This is a genomic window from Kribbella sp. NBC_00889 (assembly GCF_045207705.1).
Lineage (GTDB): Bacteria > Actinomycetota > Actinomycetes > Propionibacteriales > Kribbellaceae > Kribbella.
The window spans coordinates 4,858,857-4,880,322 of sequence record NZ_CP108783.1 but is presented as its reverse complement, the minus strand read 5'-3'; the positions used below and the strand labels follow the sequence as shown (position 1 = coordinate 4,880,322).

At 67.3% G+C, this 21,466-nt stretch carries 25 protein-coding genes and 1 tRNA gene; 17 read left to right on the top strand and 9 right to left on the bottom strand.

What is annotated here, in order from left to right:
* The first annotated feature begins 51 nt into the window (after positions 1 to 51).
* On the top strand, positions 52 to 1,251 hold the full coding sequence (locus OG817_RS23625; RefSeq protein WP_406046828.1) for an MFS transporter: 1,200 nt from the start codon (positions 52 to 54) through the stop codon (positions 1,249 to 1,251).
* Here the strand turns inward: OG817_RS23625 and OG817_RS23620 are convergent.
* Positions 1,184 to 1,633, bottom strand: a complete 450-nt coding sequence (locus OG817_RS23620) for an Lrp/AsnC family transcriptional regulator (protein WP_131349810.1) — start codon at positions 1,631 to 1,633, stop codon at positions 1,184 to 1,186. The two genes, OG817_RS23625 and OG817_RS23620, sit on opposite strands and share 68 nt — an antisense overlap.
* Positions 1,634 to 1,779: 146 nt before the next feature.
* Between OG817_RS23620 and OG817_RS23615 the strand changes: the two genes are divergently transcribed.
* From OG817_RS23615 to OG817_RS23585, 7 genes are all read left to right on the top strand, one after another.
* A complete protein-coding gene (locus tag OG817_RS23615; protein WP_406046827.1) occupies positions 1,780 to 1,908 on the top strand; it encodes a hypothetical protein in 129 nt (42 codons plus the stop codon).
* A gap of 77 nt (positions 1,909 to 1,985) precedes the next feature.
* On the top strand, positions 1,986 to 2,144 hold the full coding sequence (locus OG817_RS23610; protein WP_165553658.1) for a hypothetical protein: 159 nt from the start codon (positions 1,986 to 1,988) through the stop codon (positions 2,142 to 2,144).
* Between the two features lie 20 nt (positions 2,145 to 2,164).
* Entirely contained in the window at positions 2,165 to 2,776 is a 612-nt protein-coding gene (gene nadD / locus OG817_RS23605) for a nicotinate-nucleotide adenylyltransferase (RefSeq protein ID WP_396394855.1), read from the top strand.
* A 9-nt stretch (positions 2,777 to 2,785) separates the two neighbouring features.
* Positions 2,786 to 3,163 carry a ribosome silencing factor gene (gene rsfS, locus OG817_RS23600; RefSeq protein ID WP_131349814.1) on the top strand — a complete coding sequence of 126 codons (378 nt, stop codon included), beginning with the start codon at positions 2,786 to 2,788 and terminating at the stop codon, positions 3,161 to 3,163.
* A complete protein-coding gene (locus tag OG817_RS23595) occupies positions 3,160 to 3,807 on the top strand; it encodes a histidine phosphatase family protein (protein ID WP_406046826.1) in 648 nt (215 codons plus the stop codon). The genes rsfS and OG817_RS23595 overlap by 4 nt, the downstream gene beginning before the upstream one ends.
* Positions 3,808 to 3,956: 149 nt before the next feature.
* Positions 3,957 to 4,223: a hypothetical protein gene (locus OG817_RS23590; protein WP_406046825.1), complete on the top strand. Its 267-nt coding sequence runs from the start codon at positions 3,957 to 3,959 to the stop codon at positions 4,221 to 4,223.
* A 133-nt stretch (positions 4,224 to 4,356) separates the two neighbouring features.
* Positions 4,357 to 4,429 (top strand) — tRNA-Ala (locus OG817_RS23585).
* Between the two features lie 188 nt (positions 4,430 to 4,617).
* Here the strand turns inward: OG817_RS23585 and OG817_RS23580 are convergent.
* Positions 4,618 to 5,007 (bottom strand): hypothetical protein, encoded by a 390-nt coding sequence (locus tag OG817_RS23580; protein WP_406046824.1) that lies wholly within the window; start codon positions 5,005 to 5,007, stop codon positions 4,618 to 4,620.
* 115 nt (positions 5,008 to 5,122) lie between these two features.
* Positions 5,123 to 5,740 (bottom strand): GNAT family N-acetyltransferase, encoded by a 618-nt coding sequence (locus OG817_RS23575; RefSeq protein WP_406046823.1) that lies wholly within the window; start codon positions 5,738 to 5,740, stop codon positions 5,123 to 5,125.
* 298 nt (positions 5,741 to 6,038) lie between these two features.
* Between OG817_RS23575 and OG817_RS23570 the strand changes: the two genes are divergently transcribed.
* Positions 6,039 to 6,626 (top strand): GNAT family N-acetyltransferase, encoded by a 588-nt coding sequence (locus OG817_RS23570; protein ID WP_406046822.1) that lies wholly within the window; start codon positions 6,039 to 6,041, stop codon positions 6,624 to 6,626.
* Positions 6,627 to 6,753: 127 nt separating this feature from the next.
* Positions 6,754 to 7,218, top strand: coding sequence for a DUF4395 domain-containing protein (locus tag OG817_RS23565; RefSeq protein ID WP_406046821.1), 465 nt, complete (start codon positions 6,754 to 6,756; stop codon positions 7,216 to 7,218).
* Between the two features lie 60 nt (positions 7,219 to 7,278).
* Here OG817_RS23565 and OG817_RS23560 read toward each other — a convergent pair whose 3' ends face one another.
* Positions 7,279 to 7,731 carry a hypothetical protein gene (locus tag OG817_RS23560; protein ID WP_406046819.1) on the bottom strand — a complete coding sequence of 151 codons (453 nt, stop codon included), beginning with the start codon at positions 7,729 to 7,731 and terminating at the stop codon, positions 7,279 to 7,281.
* Positions 7,732 to 8,142: 411 nt separating this feature from the next.
* On the opposite strand from OG817_RS23560, the gene OG817_RS23555 reads away from it, so the two are divergent.
* Positions 8,143 to 8,811 (top strand): GPR1/FUN34/YaaH family transporter, encoded by a 669-nt coding sequence (locus OG817_RS23555; RefSeq protein WP_406046818.1) that lies wholly within the window; start codon positions 8,143 to 8,145, stop codon positions 8,809 to 8,811.
* A 104-nt stretch (positions 8,812 to 8,915) separates the two neighbouring features.
* Here the strand turns inward: OG817_RS23555 and OG817_RS23550 are convergent, their stop codons facing one another.
* From OG817_RS23550 to OG817_RS23540, 3 genes are all read right to left on the bottom strand, one after another.
* Positions 8,916 to 9,302 (bottom strand): SHOCT domain-containing protein, encoded by a 387-nt coding sequence (locus OG817_RS23550; protein WP_360447117.1) that lies wholly within the window; start codon positions 9,300 to 9,302, stop codon positions 8,916 to 8,918.
* 169 nt (positions 9,303 to 9,471) lie between these two features.
* Positions 9,472 to 10,605 carry an FAD-dependent oxidoreductase gene (locus tag OG817_RS23545; protein WP_406046817.1) on the bottom strand — a complete coding sequence of 378 codons (1,134 nt, stop codon included), beginning with the start codon at positions 10,603 to 10,605 and terminating at the stop codon, positions 9,472 to 9,474.
* A 104-nt stretch (positions 10,606 to 10,709) separates the two neighbouring features.
* Positions 10,710 to 11,390 (bottom strand): hypothetical protein, encoded by a 681-nt coding sequence (locus tag OG817_RS23540; protein ID WP_406046816.1) that lies wholly within the window; start codon positions 11,388 to 11,390, stop codon positions 10,710 to 10,712.
* Positions 11,391 to 11,454: 64 nt separating this feature from the next.
* Between OG817_RS23540 and OG817_RS23535 the strand changes: the two genes are divergently transcribed.
* The 3 genes from OG817_RS23535 to OG817_RS23525 are packed head-to-tail and all read left to right on the top strand — an operon-like array spanning position 11,455 to position 13,899.
* Positions 11,455 to 11,940, top strand: coding sequence for a CGNR zinc finger domain-containing protein (locus tag OG817_RS23535; protein WP_406046815.1), 486 nt, complete (start codon positions 11,455 to 11,457; stop codon positions 11,938 to 11,940).
* 32 nt (positions 11,941 to 11,972) lie between these two features.
* Positions 11,973 to 12,407 (top strand): VOC family protein, encoded by a 435-nt coding sequence (locus tag OG817_RS23530; RefSeq protein WP_406046814.1) that lies wholly within the window; start codon positions 11,973 to 11,975, stop codon positions 12,405 to 12,407.
* Positions 12,408 to 12,423: 16 nt separating this feature from the next.
* Positions 12,424 to 13,899 carry a serine hydrolase gene (locus OG817_RS23525; protein ID WP_406046813.1) on the top strand — a complete coding sequence of 492 codons (1,476 nt, stop codon included), beginning with the start codon at positions 12,424 to 12,426 and terminating at the stop codon, positions 13,897 to 13,899.
* A gap of 46 nt (positions 13,900 to 13,945) precedes the next feature.
* Here OG817_RS23525 and OG817_RS23520 read toward each other — a convergent pair whose 3' ends face one another.
* Positions 13,946 to 14,530, bottom strand: a complete 585-nt coding sequence (locus OG817_RS23520; RefSeq protein ID WP_406046812.1) for a dihydrofolate reductase family protein — start codon at positions 14,528 to 14,530, stop codon at positions 13,946 to 13,948.
* Positions 14,531 to 14,742: 212 nt separating this feature from the next.
* Here OG817_RS23520 and OG817_RS23515 point away from each other — a divergent pair, with 212 nt between their 5' ends.
* From OG817_RS23515 to OG817_RS23505, 3 genes are all read left to right on the top strand, one after another.
* A complete protein-coding gene (locus OG817_RS23515; RefSeq protein ID WP_406046811.1) occupies positions 14,743 to 15,945 on the top strand; it encodes an IS110 family transposase in 1,203 nt (400 codons plus the stop codon).
* Between the two features lie 512 nt (positions 15,946 to 16,457).
* On the top strand, positions 16,458 to 17,393 hold the full coding sequence (locus tag OG817_RS23510) for an ATP-binding cassette domain-containing protein (protein ID WP_406046810.1): 936 nt from the start codon (positions 16,458 to 16,460) through the stop codon (positions 17,391 to 17,393).
* On the top strand, positions 17,390 to 18,139 hold the full coding sequence (locus OG817_RS23505) for an ABC transporter permease (protein WP_406046809.1): 750 nt from the start codon (positions 17,390 to 17,392) through the stop codon (positions 18,137 to 18,139). The genes OG817_RS23510 and OG817_RS23505 overlap by 4 nt, the downstream gene beginning before the upstream one ends.
* Positions 18,140 to 18,166: 27 nt before the next feature.
* Here the strand turns inward: OG817_RS23505 and OG817_RS23500 are convergent, their stop codons facing one another.
* The gene (locus tag OG817_RS23500) at positions 18,167 to 21,304 is read right to left on the bottom strand and encodes a BTAD domain-containing putative transcriptional regulator (protein ID WP_406046808.1); all 3,138 of its coding nucleotides are present in this window, start codon (positions 21,302 to 21,304) and stop codon (positions 18,167 to 18,169) included.
* Positions 21,305 to 21,466: the final 162 nt, after the last annotated feature.

The following is a 21,466-nucleotide window of genomic DNA, read 5'->3' as shown; positions in this document are numbered from 1 at the left end:
ACTAAGTTCCCGTTAGGAACTCACTCTACCTGTGCTCTACCTGGGGGCAGCATGTACTGGCGTCGGATCGCTGAGCTGCCGGCGTGGCTCAAGGCCGTGATGGTGGGGCAGCTGGTCAGCGCGGCCGGCGCGCTGGCGTGGATCTACCTGACGCTGTACCTGGTTGAGGATCGCGGCATGTCCGCGCAGCAGGCCGGCTTCGCCGCGGCGGCGTACGGGGTGGGGTTGCTCGGAGGCAATCTGGGCGGTGGCTGGTTCGGCGACCGCTTCGGCCTCCGCCGGGCCGCGGTGGGCAGCCAGCTGGCCTGGTCGATCTGTTGCTTGGTCATGCCGTTCGTGCCAGGCGCGCTGCTGATCGTGGTCGGGATGCTGGCTGGCCTCTTCGGCGGAGCGGGTCGGCCCAACATGAGTGCGCTGGTCGCGACCGCGCTTCCGGCTGAGCGTCGGCGCGAGGGGATCGCGTTGTCGCGGACGGCGAGCAACGCCGGGTTCACGATCGGGCCTCCACTGGGAGGGTTGCTGGCGGCGTACAACTTCTCGCTGGTGTTCGTGATCGACGCCGTCACCAGTCTGGTGCTGGCGGCGGTCATCTGGCGCTGGGTGCCGCAGGCGTCGCGTGCTGGTTCGGCTGTCGCTCGTGGGCTTTGGCGGATCTTGCTAAGGGACAGGCAGGTGCTGATTCTCTTGGCGGCGATCGTCGTCATCGACACCGTGTATCGGCAGCTGTTCGCCACCATGCCGCTACTGCTCCGGGACGCTGGTACGCCGGCAGTCGCCTACGGACTGCTGATCGGCTTGAGCTCTGCCGTCATCGTGTGCTGCGAGGCGCCGCTCGCCGTACGTCTACGCGCACATCGGTCGACTCGGGTGATCGCAGTCGGCTTCGCGCTCGTGGGTCTGGGGCTGGCAGTGCTGGGCGTCTGGCCGGCGCTGGTCGGGGCGACGCTTGCGATGGTGGTCATCACAGCGGGGGAGATGCTCTACAAGCCGACTGCCACGGCTCACGTCGCCGATGCGGCTCCGGAAGGCATGGTCGGGCGCTACTCCAGCCTGTACGCCGCCGCGTCCATCAGTGGCATGTTCCTGGCGCCCGCTCTCGGTGGTGCGGCCTATCAGCACGTTCCCGACCTGCTCTACCCGGTCGCGGCGGCGCTTGCCTTGGGTGCGGCCGTCGTACTGCTGCTCACTCGGGCAGCGGCGCGGGACGCCCTTCCCATCGGGTCGACAGCACGACAGTCGTCCGGGTCCTGACCACGCCGTTCACTCGGCGCAGCGTGCCCACGACCGCCTCGAGGTGGGTGACATCGGCGACCCGGACCTTCACCACCAGCTCCTGGTCGCCTGCGACGAACCAGCAGTCCTCGACCGCCTCGATCTCCCGGACCTGGTCGACGATGTCGTCGGTCTCCACGTCGTCGCGCTGGAACAGCCCGATCAGCGCGCTCGTCCCGAGCCCGACGTGCTCGGGGGCGACCACTGCGCGGTACCCGAGCAGTACGCCGCGTTCCTCCAGCCGCCGGACCCGTTCCTGCACGCTCGGGCCGGACAGACCGACCACGCGGCCCAGCTCGGCCCAGCTGGACCGGCCGTTCAGGCGGAGTGCCTCGATCAGCTGCCGATCGATCGCGTCCATGGCGCGAACCTCCCGTTCACCACAGATCCGTAGGCATATCACTCGATCTGCCTTTAATTCGTTTGTGTGAGCGTAACTCACACCGTACAATTTGAAGTGTCGAGGCCAGCCCGCCGCGACCCCGCCGTACAACCCGTGAAGGAATCATGATCACCCCCGAAGTTGCCCGTGCCCACATCGACGAGCGCCAGCGTGCCGCCGCGCAGGCTCGGCGTGCGCACGCCGTACCGTCCCAGTGGCGCCGGCTGCTGGCCCGTCACATTCGCCACAGCTGACGTCCTCGGCGCGACCGGCCGGCCGATGAGGCCACCGGTCGCGCTTCTGTGTCCGGCCACGAGATAGGCTCTGGGGCATGCAATCGCACATCCTGCCGCTGCTGGCGGCCGTCGAAGAGGCCGGCTCCGAAGCCAAGCACATCTCGGAGTGGTGGTACGGCGGGTTCGCCCTGTTCGTACTGGTCCTGCTGCTCCTCGTCACCGTCATCATGGGCAAGGGCCGGCCGCACTCCTGAGCGGCTGAGAACTGGCTGATATGGCTTCCGTCGAGCGGGTCCGTCGCCTGGGCGTGATGGGTGGCACGTTCGACCCGATCCATCATGGCCACCTGGTCGCGGCCAGCGAGGTGCAGGCGTACTTCGACCTGGACGAGGTGATCTTCGTCCCGACCGGCCAGCCGTGGCAGAAGACCGACCGGGCGGTCTCCCCGGCCGAGGACCGGTACCTGATGACGGTCATCGCGACGGCGTCGAACCCGCGGTTCTCGGTCAGCCGGGTCGACATCGACCGGCCGGGGCCGACGTACACGATCGACACCCTGCGCGACCTGTCGGCGCTGTACCCGGACGCGGAGCTGTTCTTCATCACCGGTGCCGACGCGCTCGCCCAGATCCTCACCTGGCGCGACGTGGACGAGATGTTCAAGCTGGCGCAGTTCGTCGGCTGCACCCGGCCCGGGACCGAAAGCCTCGAGCTGCCCCTGGACAAGCTCCCGATGGATCGGATCACACTGCTCGAGGTGCCGGCGCTGGCGATCTCCTCGACCGAATGCCGGGCCCGGGTCGCCAAGGGCAACCCGACCTGGTACCTCGTCCCGGACGGCATCGTCCAGTACATCGCCAAGCGCGAGCTCTACACCAACCGTTAGAAGGAACCTATGCCAGCAAGCGATCGTGCCATCGAGCTGCTCACCGCGGCTGCCGAGGCCGCCCACGACAAGAAGGCCGAGAACGTCCTCGCCTTCGACGTGTCGGAACAACTCGCCATCACCGACGCGTTCCTGGTCGCGTCCGCGTCCAACGACCGCCAGGTGCGGGCCATCGTCGACGCGGTCGAGGAGAAGCTGCGGGTCGACTTCGACGCCAAGCCGGTCCGCCGCGAAGGCGCCCGGGAAGGCCGCTGGGTGCTGCTCGACTACCTCGAGATCGTCATCCACGTCCAGCACGACGAAGAGCGCAGCTTCTACTCCCTCGAGCGTCTCTGGCGCGACTGCCCCGCCATCCCGCTGCCGTCTCCGATCCCTTCGGCTGAATGAGCGCGGGGCGACTGATCGTCTGGCGCCACGGCCGGACCGAGTGGAACCTGCAGGACAAGATGCAAGGCCAGGCCGACATCCCTCTCGATGAGGTCGGCATCGAACAGGCCCGCGTGGCAGCCGCACGGCTCGCCTCCCTCGCACCGACCCGCCTCTTCGCCAGCGACCTCCAGCGCGCCGCCGCCACCGCCGGCGAACTGGCAGCGCTGACCGGCCTCAAAATCGAGTACGACGAAGCCCTCCGCGAGATCCACGTCGACGACTGGGCCGGCAAAACCTCGGCCGAAATCGCCGCCACCCAACCCGAAGCCCTCGCCCGCGTTCGCGCCGGCCAAACCCAGCGCCGCGGTACCGCCGGCGAAACCAGCGAAGAGGTCGCCGACCGCTTCTCCGCCGCCGTGGCCCGGATCTCCGCCGAAGGCACCCCGGAAGACACCATCGTCATCACCACCCACGGCTTCGCCGCCCGCGTCGGCATCTGCCAGTTCCTCGGCATCCCACAGGCGCACTGGTCAGCGTTCGGCGGCCTCGCCAACTGCAACTGGATCTCGCTTCTGCCGAGTCGCAACAACGGCTGGCGCATCGAGGAATGGAACGCCGGCTCCCTCCCCGAACCAGTCATGAGCGACGACCCCCAACGCTAGGTTCTAGGACACCGTTTCGCGGCGGCTGTCGTGCCGGCCGCCTTCGGCGGCGCCGCGGGATGCCCTCCGGCGTAGTGCGCTCGGCGGGTGACTCCGGTGACTGGCAGTCGGACGTCGCTGCTCGGCGGTACTCGTCTCAGCGGCCTCCGATGGTTCCGACGGCGCGCCTCGGCGTACTGCGCTCGGGCCAGCTAACGCCGTCAGTTGATACCGCTGCGGGCGGCCACCTGCTGGCCGCCCGCAGCGGTGTCGCTCAGGCGCTCCGGCGTAGCGCAGTCAACGAGTTCGTCGTAGTCAGTTGGAGAGGACTCGGGCTGCTCCCGCCGCTGGCATCGACGACTGTCGCGGGCCGCGCCAGGCTTGCCGACTCGGCGTACGAATTGGAAGACTTGAGGCTCCGCCCGGCGGCGACCTGAGACGGTTCAGCCGCCGCCTGCGGGCCGGATCCGCCTGTGTACAGCCTGCTTCCGGGGTGCCCGCGAGCGAGGGGTATCCGATTTTTCTTTGGCACCCGGTATCCGCTAAACTTCCGGAGTCGCAAGACACCGCGGGGCTTTGGCGCAGTTGGTAGCGCGCTTCCATGGCATGGAAGAGGTCAGGGGTTCGAATCCCCTAAGCTCCACCGCAAGGTCAGAGGCCGGTTTCCCCTTCGGGAGACCGGCCTCTTGCATGACTGAGTGACTATCGGTTCGCGGGCAACAGTTTGTCGATTGCCTCGGCTCCCTCGGTCAGGACCGGCCGGAGCTGATGGCGGTAGACCGTCTCCGTGGCCTGAGTGGCCGTAGGCAGACAGTTCTTGACAGCCTGCCTTCAGCGGTTTGCGTCCGCCAGCGGCAGCATCGGGAAGTGGAGAAGGACGTCACCCAGGCGGGTCGTCGCGGATCGCCCGGACAGAGTTGGCAAGTCCCGGTACTCCTCCTGCGAGAGATCGATCGGAAATCGTCCGACGGTCGTACCGGGCAGAAAGACCACAGCATTGCATCGCAACATCGTGCCCCGGTTCCAGCTGTACGGCACCAGTAGCACGTACTCGATCGATGCGAAGTTGTCAGCAACCCACTGCGGGTGCCCGACCATCCCCAGGCCATCACCGATACGCCTGTCGATCAGGCGCGACAGCGCAGCCGGCGGCACATCCTTGATCTGGTCCGGCAGTGGATGCTCTACAGCCAGCCCGAAGGACCCGCCGAACCTCTTCACGACTCGACGCAACACGGTTCTCATACGCTGCCGTTCATCCAGTCCAGCTCTTGATGTAGATCGGAGTGTCCCAGCGTCCGGAGTGGCTGGCCATCGGCTCCGATCGCGTTGCGCATCACGCTGGTTTGTCCGGCTCGCGCATCGTCCATTCGTGCGGCAGTGCCGCGAACCACATCACGTCGATGCGCTCGCCCTGCCACACGCTGTGTGCGCGCATCGTTCCCTCGTGCACGAACCCCGCTCGGCGGGCCACCGCTGCTGACGCTGCATTGTCCGCCTCAACCGTCAGGAAGGCACGAGCTGCGCCGAGCTCGAACAACCACCGTGTGAGCAGAACCACCGCCCGCGTCGCGTACCCGCGCCCTCGCGCGCTCGGCCCGATCCAGTAGCCGAACTGCGCTACGTCTTCCTTCGACCAGTCATCGACGCCGCAGCACCCGACCAGGTCACCAGAGGCTGCGTCCGTGATCGCGAAGGCAACACCAGATGGTGGCTCCGCCGCGCCGAACGCCCGCCAGCTCGACGCGAACTCGTCGCTGATCGATTCAGCGTCCTCGATCGAGAGCGGCGGAGCCGGTCGTCCGAGTCGGTCGTGGGCCCCGTTGTAGCGTCGGATCGCTGGATCGGCGAATGCTTCCGCCATGAACCCCGCGTCATCTCTCGACCAGGGTCGGAGAGTGACCACGCCGTCCGAGAGCGACACGACCGGAATGTCGGCATCCGCTTCACGCACGTCTATCGGCTCCTTCCGGTTTGACCCTGCACATGTCGAACTCGGAGGTTACCCCGAGCCTCCGGTGGGGGGTCGTGCTCTTCCGGGTGCCGCCTTTCAGGTTCGCGACAGTGGGCACTTGCATGGCCGGAGACCGTGCGGAAACACGAGGCGCTCGATCCATCACACCGCAGGTCAGAGGCCGGGTTCCCTTCGGGAGACCGGCCTATTGCATGACCTGAGTGTCTGCCGGTTCGGGCAGGATTTCGTCCATCGCTACCGGACGCAGAACGTCCGCAATCGGGGGTACGTTGTCGCCATGTCCGACTTCAGGATCAAGGCGCTCACGCCGGAGACGTTCGACGACTTCGCCGCTCTCGTCGAGCGGAACAAGGGCATGTTCGCCAGTTGCTGGTGTACGCATTTCCATCCCGACTGCGCGGAAAAGGGTCAGACCGCCGAGGGGAACCGGGCGCTCAAGCAACGTCTGGTGGCCGACGGGATCGCGCACGCGGCGCTGGTGTACGACGACGACCGGGCCGTCGCCTGGGCGGAGTACGGATCACCCGAGGAGCTGCCCAACATCCAGCACCGCAAGGAGTACGTCGCCACTGCCGAGCGACTGCCCGAATACCGGGTCACCTGCATCCTGGTCGAGCGCAGCTTTCGCGGTCACGGCCTGGCGGCGATCGCCCTGCGCGGAGCCGTCGAGCTGATCGCGCAGGCCGGCGGCGGCCTGGTCGAGGGCTACCCGCACGACACCGGCGGGGTCCGGAAGAAGAACTCGTCGTTCCTCTACAACGGCACCCGCACGATGTACGAGCGCGAGGGCTTCACCTACGACCGGCCCAAGGGTCTGGGCAACTGCGTGATGGTGCGCGAGGTCGCCCCGAGCACGCGCGACTGAACCGGTCCCTCGCTCCACGCGAAGACGACGGCTGCTGAGCATTGATGCTACGCACGGCTTAGGTGGTGTGGGCCGGGTACTCTGACCTGGATCGGACTGGCTGGCATCTCAGTCTCTGGAGAACCACATGCCCGGCAGCAGTTTTGGCGCGTGCCCGCTGCGCGCCCATGTCGATCCGCGCCTCTTGCGATTCAGCGCCGGGGCCACAGCGAGCGTGCTCGCCGTCGTGCTGCTCATCGTTGACGTTGCTCGACCATTGGGTCTCGGCCTGCTCGCCTCCCAGGTCGCCGTGTTTGCGTTCACTGCGTTCGTGAGTTTTCAGTGGTCGTTGTGGGCGCAGATCTTCGCCCGTGTCATCTGGCCGCGGATCGGAGCGCCAGCCGAGTTGGAGGATGCTCGGCCGCCGAGATTCGCCCAGTTCGTCGGGTTCGTGTTCACCGCTCTGGCGCTGGCCGCCTTTGTACTCGGCTTCGATGTCGCCGGCTACGGCCTCACCGCTCTCGCCTTCGGCGTGGCAGCCCTCAACGCATCCACCGGGCTGTGTTTGGGCTGCAAGGCCTACCATCTGATCCGTCGCCCGAAACCGGCCTGAGCCCATCCGGAGCCGTCGTGACAGTCGATCATGGGCTGCCGGCCTTTGTACGAAGTGACATCAGCGGACCGGGTCGCCGGGGAGGAGGGCTCGCCACCAAGGCGTGTCTGTCCAGCGGTCGTAGCGAGCCAGTTGTTCATCGACGGTGGTGACCTTGCCTGCGGGGGCGTAGTCGAACAACGAGGCCTCGTGCCGGATGCCGAAGAAGGTTCGGCGGCTCCAGAGGTCGACGATGTAGCCGTCGTACGACCGGCCGCGGCGCATGAACGCGTCGGCCCTCGCGCCCGCACAGCACAGCCGGTAGCCGAGTGGTTCGATCTGACGTCGCAGCTCGACGAACGCTGTCCACAGACCCTGGCCGGAGCCGGTCCAGGTCCTGCCGTCCGGCGTTGTCAGGACCAGCGTCCAGTGGGAGTCGGTGGTCGAGGTCTCGTCGACGGAGCACTGCTGCTCCTTGCCGTCGAGCCAGACCGTGAGCGGCTCCACCTCGTGATAGTCGATTCGGCCGTTCATCGTCCTGCGAACTCCGATTCTCGATCGTGGGCCTTGCCATCCCCACTGACCGGTGAATTTAGCGGACTTGATGATCTCGGGTGCGATCCCGCCCTCGAAACTGATCTCCAGCTCGGACCGTAGGGACCGGTATGTCCACTAGTGCGTACCGGGGATGCCGCGTTGAGGGCTTCGTTGTCCGCAGCAAGCAAGCCGGGCGAACAAGTACCTTCCGTTGAGCAAGCCGGTGCGCGGCTCGATTGGTTACCAGCACTTTGCGTTCAGCGTGGTTGCGATCTCGGTTGCCCACGCGGCCAACTCGATCAGCAGTGCGTGAGCGTGGGGCCGGGTAGTGCCTCAAAACGAGACAGCTTGCCGGGTGCGAAGTGGAGAGACTGATTCCATCCGGGATGCGCCCGAAAGGAGTTCGCCATGACCACCATCGACGCCGATGCGTTCGGCGCTCACGAGGAACGCGCCCAACCTGCCGCTGCGGCCGCTGAGGCTGAGGCCGCGGTTCCAGCGGTGACTGGGGACCCGTCTCTGATCGGTCTCCCCAGCTTCATCGTGGGATCGGTCGCGCTCGGTCTCGTCCTTGTCGGCTACGTGCCGGCGGCGGCGGTTGGGGCCTCGCTCTCCATCATCGTCGCGGCCACCGGACCAGGCCTGGTGATCGCCGCCGTCTGGGCGGCAGGCGTCGGCCAGAGCGCGGTAGCCGGGGTGTTCGGCATCTTCGCGGGGTTCTGGCTCAGTTACGCCATGCTCGTACTGGGCCTCACACACAACTGGCTCGGCATCGTCGCCGCGGACGCCCTCGACACGCAAGGCTTGTTCCTGATCTCGTGGCTGGTCGTGATCGGGATGCTGACCCTGGCCACACTCCGGCTGCCGAGCGCGTACACGGTGCTCTTCGCGCTCATCGAAATCGCCTTGGTGCTGGTCTTGATCGGCACCCTGCAGGAATCAGCAGGCGTTCTCCACATCGCAGGTGTGGTGGTGTTCCTCTTCGCCGCGGTGGGTGTCTACCTGTTCTTCAACTCGGCTTCGCAGGCGACAGGCGGTGGCGCGCTTCCGCTCGGACCACCGCTCGTCCATGGTTGAGCCGCCTCGACCCTGAGCTTCACCGCAGGTCGAAGGCCCTGTCCCGTTCGGGAAAGGGCCTCCGACCTGTACCCCGGGAGGCTATGCCTCGCGCTGGTACGTGCTCAGGCGAGTGCCTTGGTCTTGATGGAGTCGTACTCCGCCTGCGTGATCGTTCCGGAGTCGAGCAGTTCCTTGGCGCTGGCGATCTCGTCGGTCGGGCTCTTGGACGTGCCTGCGACATCCTGGATGTACTTCTTCTGCTCGGCTTGCTGCTCCTCGAACTGCGTCCGCCGGCGCTCGTTCATGCTCCGGCCCCGAGCGATGAGGTAGATCAGTGCCCCCACCCACGGCACGAAGATGAGCAGGATCGCCCAGCCGGCCTTGGCCCAACCACTGAGCGAGCGGTCGCTGAACAGGTCCCACAGACAACGGAACCACACCATCAGTGCGGCAATCCAGATGAAGAACCAGAAGCTCCACAGAAGAACTTCCCCGAAGTCATTCGTCATTGCGTCCACGGTCATTCCCTCCAGAGATGAGCGGACGCGCCAGCCGGCTCACCCAGGTCGAGCCTCATGACCTGCGCCTCCGATGGGCGTCTCGGTCGCATTGCAGCAGGTCCGGACTGTCCGGGGCGTCACCCATGGTGGATGAACTCCGTTGCCATCGGCAGGGAGGTCATCCCAGCATGTCGTCGACGGCGATGCGGGCGGCTGACGGGCAGCCCTTGGTGAAGCCGTAGAAGGGGCCGAAGTCGCGGGTCGCCGCGAACCCTGTCATGTAGAGCCCGGCCAGGGACGTCTCGAGGCCCTCGGACAAGGCGGGGAAGCCCTCGGTGACCGAGATCCGATCCACGACATCGCCCAGGTAAGGCACGCGAGCAAGGTCGGCCCGGTAGCCGGAGGCGAAGACCACGTGATCGGCTGTCAGCGCCGCGCCGTCGGAGAGAGTCAGGGTCACGTCGTGTTCGCTGACTGCCGTGCTGACCACCGCACACCCCGGATGACTGGTCACGACGGCGTCCGGGATCCGCGGCACGAGCCAGGGTTCGAGGGTGAGACGGCCGACCTGCCAGAACTCGGCTGCGATCGCTCGCTGCCGCTCGACCGGGAGTCCTCGCCACCATCCCCGGTGTGCCAGCGTCTGATTGACGTACTGGTCGACGAAGCGCCAACTCACTTTGGCGAACGCCGGTGTGCTGTGGCGATGTACCACGTGCACCTGCGCGGCGTCGTGGTCACAGAGCAAAGCCGCCCATTCGTAGGCGCTTTGCCGACCGCCGATGATCACGACCCGCGCACCGGCGAGCGCATCGAAGGAGACCAGTTGAGACGTGTGCGAGCGGCGAGCCGGGGGGACATCGGCGTACCACTCCGGCAGGTTGAGGAAGTAGCCGATGCCGGGTGCGACGAGTACCTTGTCCGCGGTGATCGTCGTACCGTCGTCCATTGTTGCCACGAAGCCCGCGTTCGGCTTGCTCAGGCCGGTCACGAGGCGCTCGTCGAGGTCGAGCCTCTTGCACTCGCGGAACCACTCCGTGTAGTCGAGGAAGACCGAGATCGGGATCGGGTCGAAGTCTGCGGGGCGCAGGCCCCGATCCTCGAAGAACGCCTCGAACGTGTACTCGCCGTTTCCGTCGAGATGCCAGTCGGGGCCTGACCGCAGAAACATCTCAACCGGCATGTTCTTCCGCCAGAACGCCATCCGGTGGCCCACGATCCGGGTCTCGATGCCGTTGTCACGGGCAAGGGCCGCCGCGGAGTAGGCATAAGGCCCCGCGCCGACGACCAGCAGATCCGTCCGATCCGGCATCGTGTCTCCTGAAGGTGTGGCCGGTGGCAACGAGAACGAGTGGGCGGTGAGGCCAAGAATCCTCTACCTGATCCGTTGGCGCCAGGAGGTCACCCCGGGGCCGATCAGTTCGTGGGCAGGAGCCAGCCGATGCGTAGTTCTTCCGCGCCCGGGCGGAAGGTCCGGATGAGCTCGGCGCGTTCGGGGTCGTTTTCGGGGAGGTCTTCGGCGAGGGCGGCTTGGGCGGCGATTGTCTGGGGCCTGGCTCCGAGCGCGGCGCGCAGGTGGAGTGAGCGGCGCAGCATCGCGATCCGCTCCGCGGGCTCCTTGAGATGCGCGAGGTGCCGGATGATGTACGACTCGAAGTAGCCGTCGCCGGACTTCGTCGCGATCTCGAGTGCTGTCTCGTAGCGTGCGAGGGCGCCGGCCGGGTCCCCATCGATGTTGTCCAGCAAGACGCCCCAGTGGTACTCCGCCCAACCGCGCTGCTTCTCGTCGTCGCTCTGTGCCGCCGCGCGGTAGCCGGCCTCGGCCACGGCGCGGTCGTCGGCGCGGGGGTCGCGCTGGAACAGCAGGCGGCTGTACGCCATTCGGGCCGTGAGCAACTGCGCCGTCGGCGACGCGGGATCGAGTGCCGCGACCGCCTTCTCGGCCTCCTCATGACCCTCGATCTGGAAGAACCAGCGGTCGACGGCGATCTCGGCGTGTAACTCGGGCTCGGCGTCCGGGTCCACGACGGCGAGTGCGGCCTCCCACTCCCCGAGCAGGTGCAGGCGTCGGGCTACGTAGGCGTCATCAGTTAGCATGACCCCTACCCTAGGAATCGATGATGTAGGTGGTCAAGTGGAATACGGCGACTACATTGGGAACGTGACGCGCCTGGCCGTCGAGCTGGCCAACACCGGCACGCTCAACCAGGACGGTGAACTGGTCGCCGCGTTCTTCGCAGAGCACGAGATCACTCCGCCGCCGGACGGCGAGTACGGCGACCTGCCGGATCTCGTGCGTACGGCGTTGGCTCAGTCGGTCGACGGTGCCGCGCCGGACGCCGTACACCGCCTGCTGCGTGACTATCCGCCTGACATGCACTTGTCCGACCATGACGGCGGCTGGCACATCCATTTCAGTCGCAACGGCACCCCGGCCAAGCGCTGGGCCGGCCAGTTGATCGCCGCCAAGCTCGCCCTGGTCGCGGCGGGGGATCCGGCGGTGACGCTGGGGCGGTGCGCCGCGGCTGGGTGCGGAAACTACTTCGTGGACCAGTCACGGAACCGGACGCGCCGGTTCTGCTCCAACGCGTGCGCGAGTCGTACGACGGTCGCGGCGTACCGAGCCCGGGCGGCGAAAAACTCCTAGCAGAGTCTCTCGATGTCCAGCACGATGGACGGATGGCATCGGTCAGGCAGTTCCAAGTCACCTTCGATTGCGCGGAACCCGAGCGCGTCGCTCGTTTCTGGTGCGAGGTCTTGGGGTACGTCGTACCGCCGCCACGGGAGGGATTTGCCACGTGGGCCGATTTCCATCGCTCGCTGCCGCCTGAGCGTCAGGGGGCGGGGTTCTCCTGCGGCGATCCCACAGGTGTAGGCCCGCGGCTCTACTTCCAGCGCGTTCCCGAAGGTAAGGTCGTCAAGAATCGGGTGCATCTTGACGTGCGGGTCGGCACCGGGCTTGTGGGTGAAGAGCGCGTGGCTGTGCTCGAGGCCGAATGCGCACGGCTGGTCGCGCTCGGCGCGACACGCGTACAACTACTGCGGGCCGATGGCTTCAACGAGTCGTGCCTTCCCATGCTGGATGTCGAGGGCAACGAGTTCTGTCTGGACTGAGTCGGGGGGCATGGAGATGGGTCTTAGGGGGAGCGTTGAGGAAGGGTTGTGGCCGCTGGTCGAGTCCTTTCTCGGCTCGCACGACGTGGCAGGCCTGGCCGTCGCGGTGGTTCGCGACGAGGAGGTCGTCGCGCGTGGGTTCGGCGTTCGTGACGTCGGCACCGGTGCGCCGGTCACGCCGGAGACGATGTTCCACCTCGCGTCGGTGTCCAAGCCCTTCGTCGCGACCGCGATCGTGTCGCTGGCGATCGCTCGGGACACCGGTGGACCGGTGCTCGATCTGGATGCTCCGATCACCGATTGGGTGCCTGAGTTCACCTTGGCCGACGGTCGGGCAGGCGACGTCACAGCCCGGCGTCTCCTGAGCCACACGAGCGGTCTTCCCGACGTCGTCGACTACGGCTGGCACGACCCTCAGCTCGGCGACGACGCCCTGAGCGAGTTCGCTCGCAGCCTGTCGGACTGGCGGCTGCAGGCGGAGCCCGGCTCGGCGTTCTCCTACTCCAACGCCGGGTTCGAGCTTCTCGGCCTCCTGCTGTCCAGGGTCACGGGGACGACGTTCGAGAACGCCGTACGGCGCGAGGTCCTGGCGCCACTCGGGATGCGGAACAGCACGTTCCTGCGTGCCGAGGTACCCGCGCACCTGGCTGCCTCACCGCACGTCGGGATGCCGCTGTCGGTGCCCGATGGCTCCTATCCGTACACCAGGCGCCATGCCCCGAGCTCGACCCTGCATTCGAACCTGGTCGAGATGTGTCGCTGGATGGTGGCGCACTTCGAGCCGGCCGCAGTGGCTTCCGACGAGCGGTGGGCGCGGCTGGATCCTGGGTTGCTCGACCTGATGTGGCAGCCCGTGGTGTCGGTGGGCAACCCTCCGTCGGACGAGGCGAGGTCACTCGGTTGGGCCATCGGCAGCTACCGCGGGCACCGAACGGTGAGTCACGGTGGCATGGACCCTGGGTTCAGGTCGAGGCTCGTGCTGGTTCCGGAGCGGCGTACCGGCGTCGTCGTACTCGCGAACTCCAACGCGATCCCTGCCTCGCTGATCGCGAAGGCAGCGCTCGACGTCGCCCTCGCCGATCACCACCTCTCCGGTGCGACGCCCGAGGGGGTGGTGGCCATGCGCGCCTTGCTGCCCCCGGTCGTCGGCCCTGTCGCCGAGGCGCTGAAAACATCGGGTCCGGATGCCGCAGAGGCGGCGTACCACCGACTGGCCGCGCTCGAGCCGGCCGAGTTCAGTCTCGACGACGAGGGGTTCGACGAGGCTGTGTGGGGAGCGATCGAGCTGCGCCGCACAGACCTGGTCTGGCCGCTGCTGCGAGTGTGGACCGAGTTGCGTCCGCACTCGTCCGCCGCTTGGACGATGACCGGATGGGCCCATCAGCTCGACGGGCAGCTCGACCTGGCGAGGAGTGCCCTCCGACGCGCCGTCGACCTCGACCCCGAGAACGACGATGCCGCGCAGCTCATGAGCAGCCTCCCGTCGGCGTGACCGATGAAGATCAGAGTGGGCTGAGGCGAGGCCGCGGGCGGACGGCTCAGGGGTGCAGGGTGGGGCGGTAGGTGAGCTCTTGGGTGTGGCCATCGAGGGTCCGTTGCTCGATCAGCTCGAGGTCGAAGTCGGCCGCACCCTGGAAGACGGGGTCAACTCCGGTCTGACCGGAGATCACGGGGAAGATCGTCAGCTGGACGCGGTCGACCAGGCCGGCGGCCATCAGCGACCGGTTCAGGGACAGGCTGCCGGCCGAGCACATCGGTACGTCGGACTCCTCTTTGAGCCGGGCGACGACGTCGACGGCGTCGCCGTTGTCCAGCGTCGCGTTCTTCCAGGCGAGGGGTCCTTCCAGTGTCTTCGACACCACCGTCGTCGGCAGGCTCCTCATCATGGTGTTCACCGGGTCACGTACGTCGGACTCCTCGATGCTCGGGCCCAGAATCTCCAGGAACTGCCGGTAGGTGGTTGCCCCGAGCACCAATCGCGGCGTCTCGCCGTAGAAGGCAAGACGGCGGTCGAGGAACTCGGGCCCTTGCTTGCCCCAGTAGCCTCCCCAATCGCCGCCTTCGCCGTACGAGCCGAATCCGTCGAGGGTGGCGAAGACGTCGAAGGTGTAGATAGCGGTCATGATGTGCTCCGTAAGGTGTTGGTTGGTCCGGGAGGGCCGGATGTGGCTGATGATGTCTTGCCTTTTGTGGCTTTGAAGGAGTGGCCGTCCGGTTCTTCGGGACGCCCTGGCTGCTGATTGAGATGTGCGCGCTTCGTGCGGTCGCTGTTTACGGAGATGACAGTGGGGTGTTCCTCGGGCCGATGGATGCTGGCCGGAACGAGGAGGAGAAGTTGAGTGAGCGCCGTGCCCAGGTCTGGGCCGGGATCGACGCGGGCAAGGGGCACCACTGGGTGGCGGTGGTCGACGAGACCGGCGCGACGTTGTGGTCGAAGAAGGTCGACAACGACGAGGCGGCGATCCTGACCGCGCTCGGCGAGATCCTGGCCCTGGCCGGCCAGGTGCACTGGGCGGTGGACATCTCGGGTACGTCGTCCGCGCTGTTGCTGGCACTGCTCGCGGCCCATGGTCAACTGGTCGTCTATGTTCCCGGCCGAACGGTGAACCGCATGTCTGGGGCCTACCGGGGCGAGGCCAAGACCTACGCCCGTGATGCCTACGTCATCGCCGACACTGCCCGCCACCGCAACGACTTCGCTCCGATCGACGTACCGGCCCAGCTGGCCGCCGACCTGGCGTTGCTGACCGGCCACCGCACCGATCTGGTCGCCGACCGGGTGCGGATGATCAACCGGCTGCGTGACGTGCTGACCGGTGTCTTCCCTGCGCTGGAGCGGGCTTTCGACTACTCCGCGCACAAGGGCGCACTGGTTCTGCTGACCGGCTACCAGACCCCGGCCGCGATCCGGCGCCGTGGCCGGGCGAGGCTGACGGCGTGGCTGGCCAACCGTGGTGTCCGCGGCGCTGACGCGGTCGCGGCGGCCGCACTGCAAGCAGCTCAGGCCCAGCACACCGTACTGCCCGGCGAGGACGTCGCCGCCCAGATCGTCGCCGATCTCGCGGCGCAGATCCTGTCCCTGGACGACCGGCTCAAGCGGGTCGACCAACAGGTCCGTGACACCTTCCGCAACCACCCACAGGCAGACATCATCGAATCCCTGCCCGGCATGGGACCGATCCTCGGCGCCGAGTTCGTCGTCGCGGCCGGTGACCTGTCGTCCTACGCCGACGCCGGCCACCTCGCCTCGGCCGCCGGGCTGGTTCCCGTTCCGCGTGACTCCGGACGCCGCACCGGCAACCTGCACCGGCCCAAACGCTACAGCCGCCGCCTGCGCCGCGTGTTCTACCTGTCCGCGCAGACCAGCATCATCCGCGACGGACCGAACCGCGACTTCTACCTCAAGAAACGCGGCCAAGGACTCAAACACGTCCAAGCCCTGATCGCCCTGGCCCGCCGACGAGCCGGCGCCTTGTGGGCCCTCCTGCGCGACAACCGGATCTTCACCCCCGAACTGCCGACCCCGCAACCGGCTTGACTTCCTCATTGAGACTCCTTGAATTGCTAAAAGCTGGGTTGCTGCCGGAATCGCAGTGGTTTCTGGTTTGGTGTCAGCACTCAGCATGCCCAGCAGAGCCACGGCGTACAGGGCGGTCGCGCCGACGAGCCAGGTCCGTTGAGAGGTACGTCTGGCGGGTCGGCATGGGGTGTTCATGCGTCATGACCTGCTTCCGCAGGCGTGAGACAAGCATGATGCTGACCAGGAAAAGTACGGTGGTGACCAACAGCGTGTCGGCCTCGCCGAAGGCGGCGATTTTCCACGAACACCCCCAGCCCCGATCCGGCATCGCCCCGCGGATTTCCCGAGATCCTCTGTACGCCGATGCTGGGCGCCGCCACTTGCAACAACCTTTCAGCCGCCTTCAGACAGGGACGACCAGGTCGTAACCACCGTCCTACGCTCCGCGAGACGTAGGCCTGGAAGCCGTGTCAGTGGGCGTGTCAGTGGCGTGTCAGGGAGGTGTCTGGGCGTGGCGCGATGGTTGCTGCATGAACAGCTCAGCGATTGCAGTCTCAGGACTGCGTAAGGCTTATGGGGACAAGGTCGTGCTCGATGGCATCGATCTGGAGGTTCGGGCCGGGACGGTGTTCTCGCTGCTCGGTCCGAACGGCGCGGGCAAGACGACCACGGTGAACGTGCTGACCACCTTGCTGAAGGCGGACGGTGGGACCGCACGGGTTGCCGGCCACGACATCGACACCGAGGCCAAGGCGGTGCGGTCGGTCATCGGGGTCACCGGTCAGTTCGCGGCGGTGGACGAGCTGCTGACCGGGCAGGAGAACCTGCAGCTGATGGTGGATCTGCTCGGGGTGAACTCCGGCGAGCAGGTCATCGCGGGGCTGCTGGAGCGGTTCGATCTGGTGGAGTCGGCGCAGAAGCCGGTGTCGACGTACTCCGGGGGTATGCGCCGCAAGCTGGACCTGGCGATGACGCTCGTGGGCAACCCGGAGATCATCTTCCTGGACGAGCCGACCACCGGCCTCGACCCACGCAGCCGGCGCACGATGTGGACGATCATCCGCGGGCTGGTGGCCGACGGCGTGACCATCTTCCTGACCACCCAGTACCTCGACGAAGCCGATCAGCTCGCCGACCGGATCGCTGTACTCGACCAGGGCCGATTGGTTGCCGAGGGCACCCCGGACGAGCTCAAGCGCCAGCTGCCCGGGACGCACGTCCGGCTCCGGTTCGGCACCGTCGAGGAACTCGACGCGGCCGCGCGGATCTTCACCGACTCGACGCGAGACGACGAAGCAATGGACCTGCGGGTTCCGAGCGACGGCGGGACGAGGTCGCTGCGGGCCGTGCTCGACAGGCTCGACGAGTACTCGATCAGCGCCGAGGAGTTCTCCGTCCACACACCCGATCTTGATGACGTTTTCCTCGCCCTGACGGGCCACAACACGGAGGTAGTCGCGAAATGAGCGCCCAGAACCACTCGATCGTCATGCTGCGTCGCAACTTCAAGCACATCACCCGGAACCCGACCTCGGTGTTCAACGCGGTCCTGATGCCGGTCGTGATCATGTTGATGTTCGTGTACATGCTCGGCGACGCCTTCAACGTCGGCGTCGACTACGTCGACTATGCGACACCGGGACTGATGCTGCTGGCCATCTGCTACGGGCTGGGGGCCACCGCGACCGCGGTGAACTCCGACATGACCAAGGGCATCATCAACCGGTTCAAGGTCATGGACGTCTCCCGTGGTGCCGTGCTGACCGGTCACGTGATCGCGAGTCTGCTGACCAATCTGATCGCCATCGCCGCGATCGTCGGGGTGGGATTCCTGCTGGGATTCAACCCGTCGGCGAGCTTCGTCGACTGGCTCGGTGTGATCGGTCTCGTCGTACTGCTCGGATTCGCGGCCGGCTGGTTCACCGTCGCCCTGGGACTGTTTGCGAAGTCTCCGGAAACCGCGGGACTGGCCGCGGTGCCGCTGGTCATGCTGCCGTTCTTCAGCAGCGCGATCGTCCCGGCGGACAAGATGGGGGCCGGCCTCAAGCAGTTCGCGCAGTACCAGCCCTTCACCCCGATCATCGAGACCCTGCGTGGGTTGCTGAACGGTGCACCGGCCGCCAGCGACGTGATCCCCGCCCTCGCGTGGTGCGTCGGAATCGCTCTGGTCGGATATCTGTGGGCGCGTTCGACCTTCGCGAAGCGAGCCTGACGAACTGGGGCGTGCTGTGCCGCACCCTCACGAGGCGAGTGTGACCTCGACCAGCTCAGACCAGTTCGACTCCGTACCTTCCTGCGTCACCTCGGCGAACCGTGCGTCGCCGAGGTGACGTCGTACGTCGTGCTCGATCCTGACCGCGGCCGGGTTGGAAAGGTCCGGCAGACCGCGTACGCCGTTGCTCGCCGCCAGCAGCCGCGCTGCCTGCTCGTACTGTTCGCGGCGCATCGCCAGATCCGCGACCCCGACGATGGCGTGCGCGAGCGAGGGTGCGTGGCCGGCCTCGGACGCCGCCTGGAAGGCGGCGGCTCGGTGTCCGCGGGCCTGCTCGAGATCGTCGGCGAAGTCGCCGAGCTGACTCTGGACGACCGCGCGGATGTTCGCCTGATCCGCCTCGTCTCCCAGAACGGTCGTCGCGACCTCGAGTTGCCGACGTGCCTCCTCGGCGTCTCCGCGCCAGCCGGCTAGTTCCGCCTTCGCGAGTGCCAGCACGGCCAGCGCACCCGGCCAGGGGATCCGGTCCGCGTAGCGCTGCGCGTCCGCCATTGCCACCTCACTGGACTCCACGTCACCGAGCAGCCAGTACAGCTGAGCCTGTCGCGCGCGCAGCCGGATGACATCGTCGACAGCACCGAATTCGGTGACGACCCCGACCGCCTGTTCGAGGTACTCGCACGCGGCGGTGAACTCGCCCCGCGTGGCGATGCGGTCCGCCAGCTCGGCCAGGGCGAACGAGATCCCGAACCGTTCGCCGACCGCTCGGAACTCGGCCAGCGCCAGCTCGAGATCCTTGTCCGCATCCCGCCCGTCGCGCCCGAGCATGATCCTCATCTTGCCGAGCTGCAGCCGGGCCATCGCGCGTCCCCAGGGGTCCTCGTGGCTGAGCAGCGATTCCCACGCGGGCAGGATCTGGTCCGGCGCCTGCAACATCATCTCCAGCGGCGCGATCAACCCGAGCACCGGATGAGGATCCTCACTCTGCTGGCTGTATCGGTAGGCCTTGTGGATCCACTCCGCGACCTGGTGCTCGTCGCCCGGCCCGGAGGTCAGGAACTGCACGACCAGGGCGTACACCATGGCACGGATCTCGTCGGTCACCTCGCCGGGCGTCTCGATGGCCGCCATGATCAGTTCGTTGCCCTCGGTCTTGTCTCCCGCGAGCCACCAGTACCAGCCGGCGGACGCGGCCAGCCGCATCGCCCCCTGCGCCTCGCCGGCCGCTACCGCAGCACGCATCGCGGCACTGATGTTGTCGTGCTCGGCCGCGAGCGTGGCGAGCCATTCCAGCTGCTCGGCGCGGCGAAGGTGCGGCTCCGCGGTCTCGGCGAGTTCGGTGAAGTAGGCGAGATGCGCATGGCGCGCCAGCTCCGATTCACCCGCCTCCGCGAGCCGCTGCGCGGCGTACTCCTTGATCGTGCCGAGCATCCGGTACCGCGGCGCCTTGTCGGTGTCGGCGACCAGCAGCGACTTCTCGGTCAGTGCGGTCAGCAACTCGAGCACGTCGCCCGCCTCGACCGCATCGCCGGCACAGACTCGCTCGGCTGCCTCCAAGCTCGCACCGCCGTAGAACACTGCGAGCCTGCGTAGGACCGTCCGCTCGGCGTCCGACAGCAGTTCCCAGCTCCAGTCGATCACCGCGCGGAGAGTCCGTTGCCGCGGCAGCGCCGTACGACTGCCGCCGGTCAGCAGGCGGAAGACGTCATCGAGCCGGTCGGCGAGCTGATCGAGAGACATGGTGCGGAGCCTGGCCGCGGCCAGTTCGATCGCCAGCGGCATCCCGTCCAACGCGCGGCACACCCGCGCCATGGTCGACAGCGTGTGGGCATCCACCGCGATATCCGTGCGTACGGCGGCTGCCCGGTCGCGCAGCAGCTGGACAGCCGGAGAAGACTCGATCGCGCCCAGGTCCGCGTCGCTTGCGGGCAGGGCCAGCGGTACGACGTGCCACAGCGCCTCACCGGTGATACCGAGCGGCTCCCTGCTCGTAGCGAGGATCCGCAGCCGCCGGCACTCCCCGAGCACCCGATGCGCGAACGTCGCGGCCGACTCGATCACGTGCTCGCAGTTGTCCAGGACCAGCAGCACCTCGCGCTCGCGCAACGCGGTGATGACCCGATCCGTCGGCTCCGTGTCCGACGCATCGGTGAGCAGCCCGTCCCGCAGGCTGAGCGCGGCGAGCGTCGCCTGTGCCACGTCGCCGTCCGCGCCGATGGGCGCCAGTTCCACGAACCACACACCGTCGGCCAGGTCACCGACCAGCGTTCGCGCGGTTTCGGCGGCGAGTCTGGTCTTCCCCGCGCCGCCCGGCCCGACCAAGGTGGTGAGCCGATGGCCGGCGACGAGGTCGCGAACCGTGGCGACGTCGGCGTCCTTACCGATGAAGCTGGTCAGCTCGGCACGCAGATTGGTGGTCCGGGTTTCCTCCCGCCGTCCCAACTCGCCCCGCAACAGCGCGACGTGTACGGCGGACAGCTCGGGGGAGGGGTCGACGCCCAGCTCGTCGGCCAGCGCTTCTCTCGTGCTCTCGTACAGGAGGAGCGCGTCGGCGTTGCGGCCGGCCGCGGCGAGGGCACGCATCAGCGCCGCCACGAGCCGCTCCCGGACCGGGTGCGCGGCAACCAGGTCGGTCAGTTCCGTGACCATCTCCGCGCCGTTGCCGAGGCTGATCTCCGCGTCGAAGCGATCCTCGAGGGCGGTCAGGCGCAGCCCTTCGAGCCGCGTGACTGCCGCGTCGTACGCCGTACTGTCCTGCAAACCGACGTCCTGCAGGGCCGCGCCGCGCCACAAGGCGAGGGCCTCGCGCAACAGTCGTATCCGGGCTGGACCCTGGTCGGTGCGGGCCTGGTTGAGGAGGCGTTCGAACCGGATGGCGTCGACGGTGTCGGGCTCCACCATCAGCCGGTAGCCGTCGGTCTGCCCCTCCACCGAGGCGTCCGGCAGAGCCTTCCGGAGCCGGGAGACCAAGCGCTGCAAGGCATTCGCCGCTTCGGCGGGCGGCTGCTCACCCCAGATCCAGTCGACGAGGGTCGCCTTCGGAACCACCTGCCCCGGACTGAGCGCAAGGGCGATCAACAGCCCCCGCAACCGGGCGCCCGGCACGTCGGCGACGACCCCGTCGTCCGAACGAACCTCGAATGATCCCAGCATCCCGATCTGCACCCGCCCGATCTTGCCATGGGCGGCCGGTTGCCTCGCGATGTGGGATCAACGGAAACAAAGAGGCGCCAGGTGACAAGAACGTTCCGGAAAGCCGAGGTCGGCGGTGCTGAGTGCGGCACGGTTGGCTGGTGATCCCTGCGATCCCCGAAAGGATCCCCAGCC

Excerpts from the sequence above, each read along its gene's own strand:
- OG817_RS23595 (WP_406046826.1), top strand. The coding sequence starts at position 3,160 with ATGAGCGCGGGGCGACTGATCGTCTGGCGCCACGGCCGGACCGAGTGG.
- rsfS (WP_131349814.1), top strand. The coding sequence starts at position 2,786 with ATGCCAGCAAGCGATCGTGCCATCGAGCTGCTCACCGCGGCTGCCGAG.
- OG817_RS23620 (WP_131349810.1), bottom strand. The coding sequence starts at position 1,633 with ATGGACGCGATCGATCGGCAGCTGATCGAGGCACTCCGCCTGAACGGC.
- OG817_RS23550 (WP_360447117.1), bottom strand. The coding sequence starts at position 9,302 with ATGACGAATGACTTCGGGGAAGTTCTTCTGTGGAGCTTCTGGTTCTTC.
- OG817_RS23555 (WP_406046818.1), top strand. The coding sequence starts at position 8,143 with ATGACCACCATCGACGCCGATGCGTTCGGCGCTCACGAGGAACGCGCC.
- OG817_RS23570 (WP_406046822.1), top strand. The coding sequence starts at position 6,039 with ATGTCCGACTTCAGGATCAAGGCGCTCACGCCGGAGACGTTCGACGAC.
- nadD (WP_396394855.1), top strand. The coding sequence starts at position 2,165 with ATGGCTTCCGTCGAGCGGGTCCGTCGCCTGGGCGTGATGGGTGGCACG.
- OG817_RS23610 (WP_165553658.1), top strand. The coding sequence starts at position 1,986 with ATGCAATCGCACATCCTGCCGCTGCTGGCGGCCGTCGAAGAGGCCGGC.
- OG817_RS23545 (WP_406046817.1), bottom strand. The coding sequence starts at position 10,605 with ATGCCGGATCGGACGGATCTGCTGGTCGTCGGCGCGGGGCCTTATGCC.
- OG817_RS23565 (WP_406046821.1), top strand. The coding sequence starts at position 6,754 with ATGCCCGGCAGCAGTTTTGGCGCGTGCCCGCTGCGCGCCCATGTCGAT.
- OG817_RS23560 (WP_406046819.1), bottom strand. The coding sequence starts at position 7,731 with ATGAACGGCCGAATCGACTATCACGAGGTGGAGCCGCTCACGGTCTGG.
- OG817_RS23505 (WP_406046809.1), top strand. The coding sequence starts at position 17,390 with ATGAGCGCCCAGAACCACTCGATCGTCATGCTGCGTCGCAACTTCAAG.
- OG817_RS23590 (WP_406046825.1), top strand. The coding sequence starts at position 3,957 with ATGGTTCCGACGGCGCGCCTCGGCGTACTGCGCTCGGGCCAGCTAACG.
- OG817_RS23615 (WP_406046827.1), top strand. The coding sequence starts at position 1,780 with ATGATCACCCCCGAAGTTGCCCGTGCCCACATCGACGAGCGCCAGCGT.
- OG817_RS23525 (WP_406046813.1), top strand. The coding sequence starts at position 12,424 with ATGGGTCTTAGGGGGAGCGTTGAGGAAGGGTTGTGGCCGCTGGTCGAG.
- OG817_RS23520 (WP_406046812.1), bottom strand. The coding sequence starts at position 14,530 with ATGACCGCTATCTACACCTTCGACGTCTTCGCCACCCTCGACGGATTC.
- OG817_RS23625 (WP_406046828.1), top strand. The coding sequence starts at position 52 with ATGTACTGGCGTCGGATCGCTGAGCTGCCGGCGTGGCTCAAGGCCGTG.
- OG817_RS23540 (WP_406046816.1), bottom strand. The coding sequence starts at position 11,390 with ATGCTAACTGATGACGCCTACGTAGCCCGACGCCTGCACCTGCTCGGG.
- OG817_RS23530 (WP_406046814.1), top strand. The coding sequence starts at position 11,973 with ATGGCATCGGTCAGGCAGTTCCAAGTCACCTTCGATTGCGCGGAACCC.
- OG817_RS23510 (WP_406046810.1), top strand. The coding sequence starts at position 16,458 with ATGAACAGCTCAGCGATTGCAGTCTCAGGACTGCGTAAGGCTTATGGG.